This window comes from Bradyrhizobium sp. AUGA SZCCT0431, from assembly GCF_018131065.1.
GTDB lineage: Bacteria > Pseudomonadota > Alphaproteobacteria > Rhizobiales > Xanthobacteraceae > Bradyrhizobium.
In genome coordinates, this window is sequence record NZ_JAFCLR010000055.1 from 1 (window position 1) to 15,751 (window position 15,751).

Sequence of the window (15,751 nt, forward strand, 5' to 3'; positions counted from 1 at the left end):
CGTCCAACGTCCGTGACGACGGCCGACGCCCTCTGAGTGGGACGGGATGGCCAAAGATATGCCCCTGATTTGCCTTCGGGAAAAGCGAAATATTTTTGATTTCGGGGCTTGACACGATTTCTGTAAATCGGAACTGATTTGCCCGTCGGGCAAATGGTGAGCATTTCGCGGTGCCTTGCGCCTCCAAATCGAAGACGCTCATGCGTCGTGACCTAAGAGCTCATGGTCGTGAGCTAAGATCTGTAGCGAAACGCTGCGATGAGTGCAGAAAGTGCGGGCGGCGTCTGCCGCCGGCTGGGGTGATAGAGATAGTAGCCGGGAAAGGCCGGGCACCACTTCTCCAGTATCCGCTTGAGCCGCCCGGCCTTGACATCGGCAGCCACCTCATCGTCGTAAACATAAGCGAGCCCTTGACCGGCCAGGGCTGCCTCGCGGATCAGATCTCCGTTGTTGAATGAAAGCGGACCATCGACGCGAACCTGGAATGGCCTTCCCTTGTCCTCAAAGTCCCAGGCGTAAAGCCCGCCTGCCCTGACACGCCGGTAGTTGATGCAGCGATGGCCCGCGAGTTCGCGCGGTGTTCGGGGCACCTCATGGCTCGCGAAATACGACGGCGCGCCGACGACCACCATCCGGATATCCGGCCCGATGCGGACCGCGATCATGTCTTTTTCGACGATGTCGCCGAAGCGGATGCCGGCGTCGATGCGTTCCGCGACGATGTCGGTCAAACTGTCTTCGACGAGCATGTCCACCCTTATGTCGGGATGCGCTGCAAGGAAGCGCGGCAGCACAGGCATCACAACCGTCGAGACCGCATGTTTGGTCGCAGTGAGGCGGACAGTGCCGGACGGTTTCCCGCGCAGAGCGCCGACCGCATCCACTCCGGAGGCAATGTCCTCCAGTGCCGGGCGCAACGAGCGAAGCATCGTCTCGCCCGCTTCGGTCGTCGAAACCGAGCGCGTGGTCCGCGACAGCAACCGCACTCCGAGGCGCGCCTCCAGCGACTTCATGGCGTGGCTCAACGCCGACTGGGACATGCCGAGTTCGGCCGCCGCGCGGGTAAAGCTGCCCTGTTTCGCGACGACCGCGAAGGCGGCGAGGTCGTACAGATCGTCTCGTTTCATTTATGCACCGGATACATAAGCCCTAGTGAATTATAGCGGCTAATCGATATCGACGGCCAGTGCTATCTGGCCATGAGTGCCCCCGAACGGACCGGTCGCATGCCGACATTTCGGGCATCAGAAAATCGCTCTGTTCGACACCCCCTCAAGACAAACAGCCCGCAAGGAGCACGTATGAAGCTTGTTGTGAACAACCGCGAGGTCGCGATCGATGCCGATCCCGCGATGCCCCTGCTTTGGGCGCTGCGCGACGTCATCGGCCTGACAGGCACAAAGTTCGGCTGCGGCGCCGCCCAGTGCGGGGCCTGCACGGTGCATCTGGACGGCCAGGCCGTCCGCTCTTGCATCACGCCGATTTCGGAAGCCGAGGGCAAGAACCTCACGACCATCGAAGCCGCGACTGACGGCACCGACCGCGTCGGAGCCGCCGTGCATGCGGCATGGCTCAAGCACGACGTGGCGCAGTGCGGCTACTGCCAGAGCGGCCAGATCATGAGCGCGATCGCTTTCCTCAAATCGCAGCCCCGCGGCAAGCCGCCGACAACAGCCGAAATCGACGCCGCCATGGACGGCAACATCTGCCGTTGCGGGACCTATGCCCGCATCCGCGCCGCGATAGCCGACGCCGCCCGCACGATAGCCTGAAGGAGCCGCCATGTTGCCCAACATCGACTACCGCGATCTGCCGCGCGCCGCCCAGCGCCTGATGGCGCAGGGTCAAACCGACGAAGCCGTCACGCTGCCGCGCCGCAGCTTCCTGAAGCTGGCCGGCGCAGGCGGCCTGGCGCTCGGCGCCTTTCCTCATCTGGTCATGGCTCAGGCTGCAGGCCAAGGGACAAGCGCGCTCAAGCCGACCGAACAGCCGGCAGCCTTCGTACAGATCGCCGTCAATGGTGAAGTCACGGTGACGATCAACCGATTGGAGTTCGGACAGGGCGTGCAGACCGCATTGCCGATGATCCTGGCGGAAGAACTCGATGCCGACTGGAGCCTGGTGCGCAGCCGGCATGGTTCGAACGATGGTGCCTACATCGACCCGCGCTTCGGCATTCACCTCACCGGCGGTTCCAATTCGATCAAGAACAGTTTTGCGCAGTATCGCGAACTCGGCGCGCGTGCGCGGGCGATGTTGCTCGGTGCCGCGGCCGTGCGCTGGAAGGTGGACGTGGCCACCCTGCGCACGCAGGCCGGCACGGTGCTGGGCCCGAATGGCCGCAAACTGGGTTACGGCGAACTGGCCGAAGCCGCGATGGCTCAGCCAGTGCCCGAAAAGGTCACGCTGAAGAATCCCAAGGAATTCCGCATTATCGGCCGCCCAACTTCGCGTCTCGACGCGCACGCCAAGAGCAGCGGACAACAGAACTTCGGTATCGACGTTCGCCTGCCCGGTCAGCTGACGGCCGTGGTCGCGCGACCGCCGGTGTTCGGCGCGCGTGTTGCCTCGGTGGACGACAGCGCGGCACGCGCCGTCAAGGGTGTGAAGGCCGTGCTGCGCGTGCCGCTGGATGGCGGCGCCGAAGGTGTTGCCGTGGTGGCCGACGGATATTGGCAGGCCACACAGGGCCGCGAAGCCCTCAAGGTACAGTGGAACACATCTGCCGTGGAGAAAGTGGACAGCGAAAAGCAGCTGGCGCAGTACCGCGAGTTGGCCGCCCGTCCCGGCCCGCGCAAGCTCGACGCCGACATGGCGCCGCTCGACACCGCGCCGCGGCGACTGGAAGCGGAGTTCGTGTTTCCGTATCTCGCTCACGCGGCGATGGAGCCGCTGAACTGCACGGTCCGGCTCTCCGAGGGACGCGCCGAACTGTGGACCGGCAGCCAGTGCCCTGGTTTGGACGCCGCCGCGGTCGCGCGCGTGCTAGGCCTCAAGCCCGAGCAGGTGGCGGTGCATGTGCAGATGGCCGGCGGCGGCTTCGGCCGGCGCTTCTCGAGCAGCAGCGACTTTGTGGTCGAGGCCTGCGAGATCGCGAAGGCCGCGCGCGCCGCCGGTCTGAACGCGCCGGTGCGCACGCTCTGGAGCCGTGAGGACGACATGCGAGGCGGCTACTACCGCCCCATGCATTTGCACCGCGCACGCATCGGCTTCGATGAGCGCGGCAAGGTGCTGGCCTGGGATCACGTCATCGTCGGTCAGTCCATCACCACGGGCACCGTGTTCGGCGGTTTCCAGGTCAAGGACGGCATCGACGCCACGGCGACCGAGGGCATGCGCGATCCCTACCCGCTGCCGATGCGCCTGACCGTGCATCACCCCAAGCTCAACGTGCCGGTGCTGTGGTGGCGCAGCGTGGGTTCCACACACACCGCCTTCGTGATGGAGACCTTGATCGACGAGATCGCGCGCACCACGAACCAGGACCCCGTGGCCTACCGAATGGGTTTGTTCGGCGACAAACACCCGCGTCACCGCGACGCGCTGCAGATGGCGGTCGACAAGAGCGGCTACGGCAAGACACGCTTGCCCGCAGGCCGTGCCTTCGGGGTGGCGGTGCATGAGTCGTTCCAGACCGTCGTGGCCTATGTGGTGGAAGCCTCGGTGCGGGACGGCCGCCCGGTGCTGCATCGCGTAACCGCAGGCGTTCACTGCAATCTGGCCGTGAACCCGCGCACCGTGGAGGCGCAGTTACAGGGTGCTGCCGTGATGGGCCTGTCGATGTGCCTCCCCGGCTCAGCCATCACGCTCAAGGACGGCGTCGTCGAGCAGGGCAATTTCGACGGCTTCACCGTGGCGCGCATGTCAGACATACCCGACTTCGCCGTCCACATCGTGCCCAGCGCCGAGCCTCCCACCGGCATGGGCGAACCCGGTCTGCCACCGCTGGCGCCCGCATTCGCCAATGCCATCGCGCGACTCACCGGCAAGCCGCTGCGCCAGCTGCCCTTCAACATCGAAAACAAGAGTAAGACATGAGCAAGGTCTGGTTCATCACGGGTGCCGGCAGCGGCATCGGCGCAGCCACTGCTAGGGCGGCATTGAAGGCCGGTGACCACGTCGTCGCGACCGGCCGCAAGCTCGACAAGGTCCGCAATGCCCTACGTGACGTCACAGGTGAGAACCTCGCGTTCGTCCAGTTGGATGTCGCCAACGAGGCACAGGCGAAGCCGGCGGTCGACGCGGCGATGAAAGCGTACGGACGCATCGACGTTCTCGTCAACAATGCCGGCTACAGCCTGCTCGGCAATTTCGAGGAGTTGAGCACCGCCGAAATCGAAAAACTGATCGCGACCAATTTCTACGGCGTGATGTACGCGATGCGCGCGGTCCTTCCAGTCATGCGTCAGCAGCGATCGGGCCGGATCATCAACGTGAGTTCGCTCGCGGGCATCGTCGGCTTCAAGCATTGTGGGGCCTACAGCGCCGCGAAGTTCGCAGTCGAAGGCCTGTCGGCATCGGTGGCCCACGAAGTCGAGCCGTTCGGCATCAGGATCGTTGCGGTCGAACCAGGCTTCTTCCGGACCGACCTCCTCGATGCTGACAATGCGAAATATGCCGGCAGCACCATCGGAGACTACGCCGCCGAAGGCAAAGCTGAAGCCATGTGGTCAGGCTATCACGGCACCCAGCAAGGTGATCCCGCCAAACTCGCTGACGTGCTTGTAAGGATAGCCGGAATGGAAAATCCGCCAAAGCAGTACGTCGCAGGCAGCGACGCGCTTGCAGTGGTCAAGCCAGCTCTTGAAGCCCGCCTTGAGGAACTGCGTGCATACGAGAACCTGTCCAAATCGACGGATGGTTCGTTCTGAAGTCGAGCGAGGGGCCAACGCGCCTCCGCCAGCTTGACACCAGCAACGGATAGCAAGACCACACGGCTTTGCCGTACGCTTCAGCGCTGTCGAAATTGGTGGGCGCAGCGACGCAGCCACCTTCCACAAGCCTCGAACTGCCGATACACTGCACCGGCGCTACCGAGAGTGGAAAGGACGTACGATGGCCGATGTCACCGTCAACGCCGGTACCCCGTCAAGCAGCGTCGAACCTAGCCTTCACAGGGTCATGGGCCCCTGGCTGCTCCTCCTGTTTATCGTCGGCGACATTCTCGGCACCGGGATTTATGCGCTGACGGGCCAGGTCGCCAAGCAGGTAGGCGGGGTGGTGTGGCTGCCCTTCGTGGTGGCATTCGTGGTCGCGCTGGTGACCGCGTTCAGCTATCTCGAACTGGTCACGAAATATCCGAAAGCGGCGGGCGCCGCCCTCTATACCCACAAGGCTTTCGGCATCCATTTCATCACGTTCATCGTCGCGTTTGCGGTGATGTGCTCGGGGATCACCTCGGCATCGACGGCGTCCCGGGCGTTCGCGGCGAACATGTCGCATGCGATGGGGCTCGGTCTGACGGGGTTTGGCATCACCGTCACGGGTCTTGCTTTTATGGCGGTGGTTGCCGCGGTCAATTTCCGCGGCGTCGGCGAAAGCGTGAAGGCCAATGTGGTGCTCACCTGCGTCGAACTGACCGGACTGCTGATCATTATCGTCATCGGCCTTTGGGCCATCGGCCTCGGCCAGGGCGACGTATCGCGCGTGATGCAGTTTCGCTCGACCCCGGACGGCGGCATGTTCTGGCCGGTGATCGCAGCGACCACGCTCGCCTTCTTTGCCATGGTGGGCTTTGAGGATTCGGTCAACATGGCCGAGGAGTGCAAGGATCCAACCCGCCACTTCCCAAAAGTGCTGCTTGCGGGCCTTGCGATTACCGGTCTCATCTATGTTCTGGTCTCGATCTCCGCGATCACGCTGGTGGCTCCGGAACAATTGGGCGAAGGCGAGACCCCGCTTTTGCAAGTGGTTCAAAAAGGCGCGCCCGGTTTCCCGCTCTGGATCTTCGGCTTCATCACGATGTTCGCGGTGGCGAACAGCGCGCTCATCAACATGCTGATGGCCAGCCGCCTTGTGTATGGCATGAGCCGCGAGCATGTGCTGCCGCCCACCCTCGGCAAGGTGCACCAGACGCGGCGCACGCCTTATGTCGCGATCGGCTTCACGACGCTGCTGGCCTTCGGACTGATCACCTTTGTCGGCGAGGTGCCGGCGCTCGGAGGCACCACGGCGCTGCTGTTGTTGTGCGTGTTCACGGTGGTGAATGTTGCGGTGCTGGTGCTTCGGCGCGACCCTGTCGATCATCAGCATTTCCGCACACCGACCATTCTGCCGATCCTGGGGGCGGTGTTCTGTGCCTTCTTGACCGGTCCCTGGACCGGCCGTGACCCCGTGCAGTACCGCGTCGCCGGCGTCCTGCTCGCGGTCGGCGTCGTTCTCTGGTTCGTCACGGTCATGGTCAACCGCGCGACCGGGGTGAAGCGCGCGGACCCGGATGTGGAAAATCTGGGTCGCGGCGGGCCGGTCAACTAAGCGGCGATCGCCATCAGGTTCCAACGCCTGGAAAGATGGCATTCGCACGCCTACATTGGCGGTGACCAGATCGAAATGAGGGATGACCTGATGTCGGCGGTGCCGGAAGTGAAATCCGCGGACGCAAGCATCGAGAAAACAGTAATCAGCACCATCGTGCTCGGCTTTGCGGCCGACCCGATGACGCGCTGGGTTTGGCCCGACTCGTCCGAATACCTCAAGGTGATGCCGCCATTCGTCAAAGCCTTTGGCGGCCGGGCATTCGAGCATGGCACAGCCGACATCACGGAACACGCTCGCGCCGCCGCTTTATGGCTGCCGCCGGGCGTCGAGCCCGACGAAACGGCGATGGATGCGGCCATGGAAGGGTCGCTGCGCCCGGAGATCGCCGAGGATGTTGGCATTGTGATGAAGGCCATGGCCGAGCATCATCCGCACGAGCCGCATTGGTACCTGCCCGTTATCGCCGCCGATCCGAAATGGATCGGGCAAGGGCTCGGCGCGTTGCTGATGAAACACGCCCTTCGACGCTGCGACGAGCAGGGCACTGCCGCCTACCTCGAAAGCTCGAACCCGCGCAACATTTCCCTCTACGAACGCCACGGCTTCAGGATCATCGGCAGGATACAAAGCGGCTCGTCTCCGGTGTTGACGCCAATGCTGCGGGCGCGACCCTGAGCCCACAGGGCGGATTGGCTCAACGGATCCGCGCACACCCCGGAAAGTTCGTGACGTGGATCACACCCTCGGCTGAGCGCTCGTTCTAGCCTCCCCGGCACGGTGGATGAGGCGTCCATCGCTTGAGAGGAGATCAACGGATGCAAAACGATCAAGAGTTGAACATCGACGAGCTGTCCGCGGTGTACGGAGGCATGGCAACGTCAAAGGACGGCACGATGCCCTATCCAAAGCCTTCGCCGGTGGATCAGTTCATCAAGTGGATTCTCGGCATGTTCAAATGACAACGGTCCGCGGAGCGGACTGAATCAACAGTCCGCCCTGCGGCCCTCGGCCGGCTTCACGGCGTCATTCCGTCGATCGCTGGTTGGGCTGCCGGTTGCGGCGGCCCATTTCCTGTTTGCTCCAACAACGCTTTTGCACATTCAGTTGCGATAGTGATCACTGCCCCTGTCCAAGGTGGCGCGGCAGCGTGCTAGCCTTGCTCCGGCACCGCCGGAACTGTCGGAGGAGACCTGTCATGGGCAAGCGGATCAGTCGCTGCGTCGAATTGTTGGAGCAGGATCAGGCGATCTATTATGACGGGCCGCACAGTGGCCATGTGCTGACCCATGCGCAAGGCCGCATCGATGCCGGGACCTGGGCCGACTACATGAATGTCGGCATGGAGCACGGCGCCTTCGATATGGCCGGCCTTGCCGACTACATGCGCGGCATGGTCGATGCCGGGCCGACACGGTCGGGGCACCGCACGCCGACTGTCATCGTCGAGGCGCCGGTCAATGGGATCGACGCCGCGCATGTGCGTTACAACGCCTGGCAGTTCCGCCAGATCCTCGGCCGCGGCGTGCATGGCATCCTGCTGTGCCAGGCGGAAACCGCCGACGCGGTGCGGGCCTTCGTTGAATCCTGCCGCTATCCGCACAACACGCTTGGCGTCGATCCCGAAATCCCCTCGCCGCTGGCACGGATGGCGGGAGCGATACGCGCAAAAGACGGCGGCACCGACGCCGCCGGCCGCAAGCTGCTCGGGATCGGCACGCGGGGGCGCGGATCGGAAACCACGGCGGCACCTGTGTGGGGCCTGTCGACCGAGCAATATATGGAGCGCTGCGATCCCTGGCCGCTCAATCCGAAAGGTGAACTGCTGCTGGGGGTGAAGCTGGAAAGCCCCGAAGGCGTCGCCAATTGCGAGGAGATCCTTAGCGTGCCCGGACTGGGATTTGCCGAGATCGGCCCGGGTGACCTCAGTCTTTCGCTCGGCTATCGCGAGATTCCTCGCGAACCCTTTCCGCGGGAAATGCAGGCGGCGCGCCACCGCATTTTGGCGGCCTGCCGCAACAACGGCGTCGCATTCCTGCAAGGCTGCACGGCGGACAACATCACGACACGGATTGACGAGGGTGTGCGCGTGATCGCGGGGCATAGCGAGGCCGCCGCCATCAAGGGCCGGACACACCAGAAGCGGATTTTGCCGGTGTAGCTGGAGCGGATTGGGGCGGCCCCTGGATCACGCCGGGGGGCGGGCTTTCGGCAATGGCCCCATGCGGGCAAGCACCTCGTTCGGCACCCCGTAGAGCTTGATCACGTGGTCGATCTTGTTGAGACCGCAGGCCTCGCGCTGCACGACGAAGAGCCAGAGCGCATACCCCGCCTGTTCGACGAGACGATCGCGGATCTTTCGATCGGAGTTGGCGGTCCGCGGACATGCGGCAAGTGCCGTCAGCGCGGCCTCGAGCCGCCGTCCAAGCCGCCCGAGCGCTGACGCCCTCTCCTCGGCGATCTCGTATTGGAGAGTTGCGTATCCGGATTGAAGTAAATTCAACGCCATATCGGCGCGCTCCGAAAAATGGCCTGTCAATTAGCTCTTATAGTATTGGCCGGTACGGCACCGTTCAAGACACGCGTGCCGCTAATCCTCGTTCGCCTTGAACCGGCCCAGCCCCTGCATCACGAACGGCGCTACCAGCGCGATCAGCGCGATGCCGAGCAGCGTCGCCGACATCGGGCTTTGCAGCAGCGCCATGGGATCGCCGAGGCTGATCGACATCGCGCGGCGCAACTGGCTTTCGGCAATCGGCCCTAAGATGAGACCGACCACGACAGGCGCGATCGGAAAATCGAACCGGCGCATCAGGAAGCCCATCACGCCGAAACCCGCCAGCATCGACAGTTCGACCACCGACGGTTTTGCTGCGATGGTGCCGGTGGTCGCAAACACCAGAATGCCGGCGTAAAGCCACGGCTGCGGGATCGCGAGCAGTTTCACCCACAGGCCGACCAGCGGCAGGTTGAGCACCAGCAGCATGACGTTGGCGATGAACAGGCTGGCGATCAGGCCCCACACCAGATCGGGCCGCTCGGCGAACAGCAGCGGTCCCGGGTTCAGGCCGTATTGCTGAAAACCCGCCAGCATCATCGCGGCGGTAGCCGAGGTCGGAAGCCCCAGCGTCAACAGCGGCACGAGGGTGCCGGCAGCGGATGCGTTGTTGGCGGCTTCCGGCCCCGCGACGCCTTCGATCGCGCCCTTGCCGAATTCCTCGGGGTGTTTCGACAGCCTCTTTTCAGTTGAATAAGACAGAAAGGTCGGAATCTCCGCGCCGCCGGCGGGCAGCGCGCCGATCGGAAAACCGAACATGGTGCCGCGCAGCCACGGTTTCCACGACCGTTGCCAGTCCTCTTTGGTCATCCATAGCGAGCCGCGCACCGGCTCGAGCTTTTCTTCGGAGTGATGACGGCGCGAGACGACGTAGAGCGCCTCCCCCACCGCGAACAGTCCGACCGCCAGCGTCGTCACTTCGACGCCGTCGAGCAGTTCGGGGATGCCGAAGGCGAGCCGGGGCTGGCCGGTGAGCTTGTCGATGCCGACGAGCCCGAGCGTCAGCCCGATGAACAGGCTGGTCAGTCCGCGGATCGGCGAACTTCCGAAGGTTGCCGACACTGTGACGAAAGCCACGCACATCAACGCAAAATAATCTTCCGGCCCGAAGTGCACCGCGAAATCGACCAGCCAAGGTGCCAGAAAGGCGAGGCCAATGGTGGCGATGGTGCCGGCGACAAACGAGCCGATTGCGGCGGTCGCCAGTGCAGGCCCGCCGCGGCCGGCCTTGGCCATCTTGTTGCCCTCCAGCGCGGTCGCCATCGATGCGCTCTCGCCGGGCGTGTTGATGAGGATGGCGGTGGTGGATCCGCCATACATGCCGCCATAATAGATGCCGGCGAACATGATCAGCGAACCGCCGGGATCGAGCTTGTAGGTCACCGGCAGCAGCAAGGCGACGGTGAGCGCAGGCCCTATGCCGGGCAACACGCCAACCGCGGTGCCGAGCAGCACGCCGATCAACGCATAGAGCATGTTCATGGGCTGGATAGCGACAGCCATGCCGTTGGCGAGGGCGACGAAGGCGTCCATCAAAACAGCCTTTCCAGTGGGCCGGCGGGAAGGCTCAACGTCAGCAGCCTACTGAAGGCGACATAGATCAGGGTGGTCATTACGAAGCCGATGGCAAGATCGGCGAGAATGGCGCGCCGCCCGAAGGCCGTCGCCGTGGCGACGAACAATGCCGTGGTCGCCGGGATGAAGCCGCCGCCAAGACCGATGATGGCGATCAGCAGCGCCAATCCGCCGAGAATCAGCCACACCGCTTTGGTATCGGCGCTCTCGCGTGCCGGCAGATTGCCGCGTAGCGCCTCGACCAGATTGCCGATCGCGAGAATGCCGAGCCCCACGGCGATGACAACAGGCATCACGTGGGGCCCCATACCGTAGGGATTGTTGGATTGCAGGTGGCTCGCGTCCCACACCAGCACCGCGGCCAACGCCGCGAGCGCGAGCGCAATGACAACGCCCGCGGAATCGATACGCCGCTCCGCCGCACCCTGCGGAAGGTCGCTCATGATTTGACCAGGCCGACCGACTTCAGCACGTCGGTAACGCGCACAGTTTCTTTCTTCAGGAAATCCGCGAACGCGTCGCCGCCGAGGTAGGCGTCATCCCAGCCCTTCTGCTTGAGAACCTCTTTCCAGGCGTCGGACTTGACCATCTTCTCCACCGCATCGCTCAGCGTCTTCTTCTGTTCCGCCGTGATGCCGGGAGGCGCCATCACCGCGCGCCAGTTGGCCAGCACGAGGTCAATGCCTTGTTCCTTGAAGGTCGGAATATCGCTGCCGGGGATCCGCTTTTCCGAGGTCACGCCGATCGCGCGCAGTTTGCCGGACTTGATCTGACCGTCGTATTCGCTCATTCCCGAAATGCCCGCGGTGACCTTCCCGCCAAGGATGGCCGCCAGCGACTCGCCGCCTCCGGAAAACGGGATGTAGTTGACCTTCTTGGCGTCGGCGCCGACGGCGCCCGCGAACAATGCCGCCATCACATGGTCGACGCCGCCGGCCGAGCCGCCGGCAAAGGTGACCTTGGCGATATCGGCCTTGAGCGCGGCGGCCAGATCCTGCGCCGTCTTGATCGGCGAATTCGCCGGCACGACGATGACCTGGATCTCCTCGGTGAGGCGTGCAATCGGCGTCACCTGTTCAAGCGTGACAGGCGATTTGTTCATGGCGAGCGCGCCGACCATGACGAAGCCGTTCACCATCATCTGGTTACCGTCGCCCTTGGCGCCGTTGACGAACTGCGCAATGCCGACGCTGCCACCGGCGCCGGCAACGTTGGTGACCTGGACGCTGCGCGCGATACCGGCGGCGACAAACGCCTGCTGCATCGCCCGGGCGGTCTGATCCCATCCGCCGCCGGGCGCTGCGGGCGCCATCAGCTTGAGTTCGAGCTGCTGCGACAGCGCCGGGCTGCCTGCCGCGAGCGTCAGCGCGACCGCCGCGCCAATGAGGCGCGTATGAAACGGGATCATGGGAGTTCCTCCAGGCTGATGCAGATGGCTACGCATTTGCCGCATCGTGTCATTTCGTCGCATATCAGCCGGAAAAGCCGTCGCTGTCCAGACGGACTGTTCACCGGCGTCATGTTCCGCTGCAAAAACGTGAGGGCGGTATTGCCTGCCGACCGGGGTAGTGGGTCAGTTTGGACAAACACCCCAAGAAAGTCCTTGGTTAATGCCGGGACTTTCACCATGCGGACTCGCACCGGGCGGGAACCTGCGGCTACAGTTGCGCCATGGCGGCTGGAATCAAAGACTACATCATTGCGCTGTCACACGAGGCGGTCCCCTCCCTTCTTAGGGGGATCAGCGTCATGGAGGTGATCGGGTTTCGCGCTGGCGATTGTTGCGCCCGCGCTAATCGGATGGCGCTACGAGCTTTCCGCAACAACGACCTTGGCGCTAATTGCTGGCTTTATTGTCCTAGAGATGATCCTGTATGTGCCATACAAGCTGTGGGCCAAATTAACTGAAGAAGTTACACCGCGTTTCGTTCTAGCGTGCAGCAATGACGAACGAGGATGCGTGCGACGTGATGTAAAATTCAATTCCGGCGGATCGACCAGCCAGATTTCTGCGACCTGGTTCCGCCTCAAGGTGTTGGCGTCAGGAACGGCTAACATCACCGGATGTTGCGCTCATCTGATCTCCATAAAACGGGTTGGAGAAAATCGAGACCTTCTAGATGGGGACTCTATTGTCCGCCCATTTACCCCGGCAAATGGTGCGGATACGGAAAAGAAAACCATTAGGCCGACGCATCCAGAATACGTTGACGTTATTACTGCCAACGCCAAGAACGGGATAATGTGGCTCTATCGAACGCATCAGGACGCCTCGCTTGATTGGAAGTCGATGTTCGCCAAGCATGGGAAGTTTATGCTTACAGTTGCGCTCACTAGCGAGAATTCAGCGCCATGCACGGCCGAATTAGAATTCGATTGGACTGGCGATCCGGCGACTTCATCACTTTCGTTGATTAGCCAAAATCCATCCGCGTGATTTTTCCCTGATCCATTCCAGTGCATCGGCTTCTTTCTCAAAGCCGAAGATGCTATCCACTTGGCCGCCGCGCCACAGAACGCTGACTGAGTGCCCCTTGCCGATAGCGTATTGCCGGACCACGAACTGATATTCCGGCTTGAAGTTCGATAGCTCCCATTGCTCAAGCATCGCGACCAGATCATCCATCTCCCAAAGCTTGTCGGTCACGCCAGCGGCCATTGCTGGCGTCACCTTGAGCGTCTGATGGATGCGAACGAAGTTGTAGTACATCGTATGGAGCGCAATCGCGGCGGCGTGGTTCTCAACCTTTTTCGAGAACGCATTGGTCAGGCGCGTGAAGCGGCGCATATGCGTGCGCATGATGAGGTTGCTGCGCTCGACATATGACGTGCTGATGTGCTTGGAGTCGGGATTGCCGATTTTCGGCTTCTTCTCTGCACCAATGCACTTGGCTGGACTGTAGCGGGTTTCGGCCTGTGGGTCAGCGCCGTAAATCTTGACCAGCATGGCGTAGTCAACGCCATCCCCGAACACGGCATCAACGGCGGTCAGGTAAGTCCTGTGGCCGTCGCTGGTAACGCGGTTGGCCAGTCTGTCCCGCAGATCGCCAGCGAACGAAAGGGCGGCGTCCGTATCGCGCGCGCCAAGCAACCAGCTAACGATCAACTTGGTATCGGCACAAATCGCGGTCCAAGTCCAAAGGTCGCCAGCGGTCGCCGGGGCGGCCGTCGCCTTCGCGACGTTGCCAGCCTTGGCGTAAACGAAGCTCCAGATTTCATCCATCTGGACGCGCTTGCACGGCAGATTGCGCAGCGCCTTGTCCTGATAGGCGGCGCAGGCGTGACCGGCTTCAACCAGCAGTTTGGCAACCGTATTCTTGCTGCACCCGGTCAGACGGGTGACTGCGCGGATCGACTGGCCCTCGCAAAGGAGGTGCAGGATTTGGGCGCGGATCTTCCGGTCCAGCTTGTTCATGGCTGGACGATATAACCCATTTTTCTTAACGTCAAGCATAATAGGTCAGTTTAAGGTGTCACGGTTTCCTTTTGCGCGCGGTTAAGTAGAGTGAGTGCGACTTTTCGACTCCCGTTAATTATTTCGTATTAGGTTTGTTGACTTGTATGGCAACAGTTATAGATTTGGTCAGTCGAGGCAATCTTTTCAGGCTGGACCCTCAGCTCGATTATCCGCAGCAGGAACTGCGTCGCATTTACACCGGCCCAAAACTGAGGAAATGGATCGAAAATGATTTATCTGGCCTCGCGTCGGATCGAGTTGAGTCTTCGCCCAAATTGCAATTCGACGATCTCGTCGCACTCTTTTGCTCAGGAGAGCAGCTTACTTATGATCTTCATTTCAAGCCCCTCAACCATGTTGAGGACGGTATCTGGGAATTGAAAACCACTGACCTACGTATCTTTGGTTGGTTTTCTCAAAAGGATTGCTTCATCGGAGTGATAGGCGACACAAAAAGGCGCATTCTTGATTACGGTCTTTATGGCCCTTATGCGAAGATGGAAGTAACGCCTTTCAGAAATCAGATCGACCTTGATCCGCCCAAGTATGTACCGGGAAAAAATCCACATGACGTCGTTTCAGATTACGATTGAACCCCACCAGCGCGCCGCCGGCCGCTTCATCGGGAGCGTTCGCCGTGGGCTACAAAAGGCGTATGCCGAAGCGAAGAAAAACAACGGCCTGAAGCAGTCCGATATCGCGCGAACCATCGGTGTTCATAGGTCTGTAATCAACCGCGAACTCACCGGCTTAAAGGACATGACCCTTGGCCGTGTAGCAGAGCTCGCTCACATATTGGGCCGCAAAGCGGTCATCAGCTTTCCAGAGATCCTTTCCCAGCCCGGCCAGAATATCGAAGCTAATCAACAGCCATTGGAAATGAAAACAGACTACTACTTTCTCTCTGAGCAAAACGAAGATTCTAACAATTCCGATTTTCGATTTGAGGTCGCCGCTCAATGAAGGGCATAAGCTGCTTCGCCTTTTTCTGTGAAGATGTGCGCCGAGAAGCTAGCGGGAAAGAAACCGTTATCGGCGTAGCAGCCGACGTGATGACGTTCCGGGCCTTCCCTGTTAAAGTGAGAAGACTCCAAGTGTATTATCGGATGCGGTTTGAGGTTGGTCAGGCTTACAGCCAAATCATTATTCCGTCCGTTGAGATCGATGGAAAACCGGTCGAAACCGCATCGTCCATTTCCGCCTTGCCACTAAAAATGATCAATGATGCGCTATCTAGGGCTGAGCACCGAGGGCACCCATATATTTCGAGCGCCGCCCTCGTTCAGTTTGCTGAGCCGTTTCCTGTTCAAGTCCCGTGCCAAATGCTGGCTTTCCTAAATATTGGCGAAGAACGAATTCTTTGTGGGGCGCTCACTCTTGCCTTAAAGCCTAGTCCCGAGACCAACGCTTCGCCGCACCCTTCCGAGCAATCTCCGCCCGACGATCCGGCGTCATAGCCACCGCCCTAGCCTTCCCGCCCTTCTTACCCAACGCCACCGCAGCGGGGTCCTTGCCCTGCTCTTCTGGCGTTGGATCACGGTCAGGCTTCTCCCCCGTCGCAATGTCTATGATCGACTTGGCGAGCTGGTTGGGGTCGCGGGGGCGCTTGGGGGTCATTCGGGCGTGCACCTAAGCTTGAGTCCGGCGACGGTGTTACCCGTCGTCTTAACGGTCGTGTCTATGGCGCA

18 protein-coding genes are annotated in these 15,751 nt (G+C 61.7%); 11 read left to right on the forward strand and 7 right to left on the reverse strand.

The window, feature by feature from the left end:
- Together JQ567_RS34245 and JQ567_RS34250 are read right to left on the reverse strand one after the other, a co-directional pair.
- A partial coding sequence (locus JQ567_RS34245) for a hypothetical protein (protein ID WP_212442906.1) occupies positions 1–202 on the reverse strand: 202 nt, incomplete at its 3' end.
- Between the two features lie 31 nt (positions 203–233).
- On the reverse strand, positions 234–1,127 hold the full coding sequence (locus JQ567_RS34250; RefSeq protein WP_212442907.1) for a LysR family transcriptional regulator: 894 nt from the start codon (positions 1,125–1,127) through the stop codon (positions 234–236).
- A 174-nt stretch (positions 1,128–1,301) separates the two neighbouring features.
- Between JQ567_RS34250 and JQ567_RS34255 the strand changes: the two genes are divergently transcribed.
- From JQ567_RS34255 to JQ567_RS34285, 7 genes are all read left to right on the forward strand, one after another.
- Complete coding sequence (locus JQ567_RS34255) at positions 1,302–1,772, forward strand: (2Fe-2S)-binding protein (RefSeq protein WP_212442908.1); 471 nt, start codon at positions 1,302–1,304, stop codon at positions 1,770–1,772.
- 10 nt (positions 1,773–1,782) lie between these two features.
- Positions 1,783–4,038: a xanthine dehydrogenase family protein molybdopterin-binding subunit gene (locus JQ567_RS34260; protein ID WP_212442909.1), complete on the forward strand. Its 2,256-nt coding sequence runs from the start codon at positions 1,783–1,785 to the stop codon at positions 4,036–4,038.
- On the forward strand, positions 4,035–4,871 hold the full coding sequence (locus tag JQ567_RS34265; protein WP_212442910.1) for an SDR family oxidoreductase: 837 nt from the start codon (positions 4,035–4,037) through the stop codon (positions 4,869–4,871). Before JQ567_RS34260 ends, JQ567_RS34265 begins: the two co-directional genes overlap by 4 nt.
- Before the next feature lie 184 nt (positions 4,872–5,055).
- Positions 5,056–6,474 (forward strand): APC family permease, encoded by a 1,419-nt coding sequence (locus JQ567_RS34270; RefSeq protein WP_249165912.1) that lies wholly within the window; start codon positions 5,056–5,058, stop codon positions 6,472–6,474.
- Positions 6,475–6,564: 90 nt separating this feature from the next.
- Entirely contained in the window at positions 6,565–7,152 is a 588-nt protein-coding gene (locus JQ567_RS34275; RefSeq protein WP_212442911.1) for an N-acetyltransferase, read from the forward strand.
- Positions 7,153–7,292: 140 nt separating this feature from the next.
- Positions 7,293–7,436 (forward strand): hypothetical protein, encoded by a 144-nt coding sequence (locus JQ567_RS34280; protein ID WP_212442912.1) that lies wholly within the window; start codon positions 7,293–7,295, stop codon positions 7,434–7,436.
- 236 nt (positions 7,437–7,672) lie between these two features.
- The gene (locus JQ567_RS34285) at positions 7,673–8,635 is read left to right on the forward strand and encodes an aldolase/citrate lyase family protein (protein ID WP_212442913.1); all 963 of its coding nucleotides are present in this window, start codon (positions 7,673–7,675) and stop codon (positions 8,633–8,635) included.
- A 27-nt stretch (positions 8,636–8,662) separates the two neighbouring features.
- Here JQ567_RS34285 and JQ567_RS34290 read toward each other — a convergent pair whose 3' ends face one another.
- The 4 genes from JQ567_RS34290 to JQ567_RS34305 form a co-directional block, all read right to left on the reverse strand.
- On the reverse strand, positions 8,663–8,983 hold the full coding sequence (locus tag JQ567_RS34290; RefSeq protein WP_212442914.1) for a DUF6665 family protein: 321 nt from the start codon (positions 8,981–8,983) through the stop codon (positions 8,663–8,665).
- 81 nt (positions 8,984–9,064) lie between these two features.
- A complete protein-coding gene (locus tag JQ567_RS34295; protein WP_212035298.1) occupies positions 9,065–10,564 on the reverse strand; it encodes a tripartite tricarboxylate transporter permease in 1,500 nt (499 codons plus the stop codon).
- On the reverse strand, positions 10,564–11,049 hold the full coding sequence (locus JQ567_RS34300) for a tripartite tricarboxylate transporter TctB family protein (protein WP_212442915.1): 486 nt from the start codon (positions 11,047–11,049) through the stop codon (positions 10,564–10,566). The genes JQ567_RS34295 and JQ567_RS34300 overlap by 1 nt, the downstream gene beginning before the upstream one ends.
- A complete protein-coding gene (locus JQ567_RS34305) occupies positions 11,046–12,014 on the reverse strand; it encodes a tripartite tricarboxylate transporter substrate binding protein (protein WP_212442916.1) in 969 nt (322 codons plus the stop codon). The genes JQ567_RS34300 and JQ567_RS34305 overlap by 4 nt, the downstream gene beginning before the upstream one ends.
- Before the next feature lie 423 nt (positions 12,015–12,437).
- Between JQ567_RS34305 and JQ567_RS34310 the strand changes: the two genes are divergently transcribed.
- Positions 12,438–13,043 carry a hypothetical protein gene (locus JQ567_RS34310; RefSeq protein ID WP_212442917.1) on the forward strand — a complete coding sequence of 202 codons (606 nt, stop codon included), beginning with the start codon at positions 12,438–12,440 and terminating at the stop codon, positions 13,041–13,043.
- Here JQ567_RS34310 and JQ567_RS34315 read toward each other — a convergent pair.
- A complete protein-coding gene (locus tag JQ567_RS34315) occupies positions 13,008–14,021 on the reverse strand; it encodes a helix-turn-helix domain-containing protein (RefSeq protein ID WP_249165913.1) in 1,014 nt (337 codons plus the stop codon). The genes JQ567_RS34310 and JQ567_RS34315 overlap by 36 nt on opposite strands.
- Positions 14,022–14,167: 146 nt before the next feature.
- Between JQ567_RS34315 and JQ567_RS34320 the strand changes: the two genes are divergently transcribed.
- Genes JQ567_RS34320 through JQ567_RS34330 form a run of 3 tightly spaced genes read left to right on the forward strand, consistent with a single transcriptional unit; the run spans position 14,168 to position 15,520 of the window.
- Positions 14,168–14,656, forward strand: coding sequence for a hypothetical protein (locus JQ567_RS34320; RefSeq protein WP_212442919.1), 489 nt, complete (start codon positions 14,168–14,170; stop codon positions 14,654–14,656).
- The gene (locus JQ567_RS34325) at positions 14,631–15,026 is read left to right on the forward strand and encodes a helix-turn-helix transcriptional regulator (protein ID WP_212442920.1); all 396 of its coding nucleotides are present in this window, start codon (positions 14,631–14,633) and stop codon (positions 15,024–15,026) included. Before JQ567_RS34320 ends, JQ567_RS34325 begins: the two co-directional genes overlap by 26 nt.
- A complete protein-coding gene (locus JQ567_RS34330) occupies positions 15,023–15,520 on the forward strand; it encodes a DUF6941 family protein (protein WP_212442921.1) in 498 nt (165 codons plus the stop codon). The genes JQ567_RS34325 and JQ567_RS34330 overlap by 4 nt, the downstream gene beginning before the upstream one ends.
- Positions 15,521–15,751 lie beyond the last annotated feature (231 nt).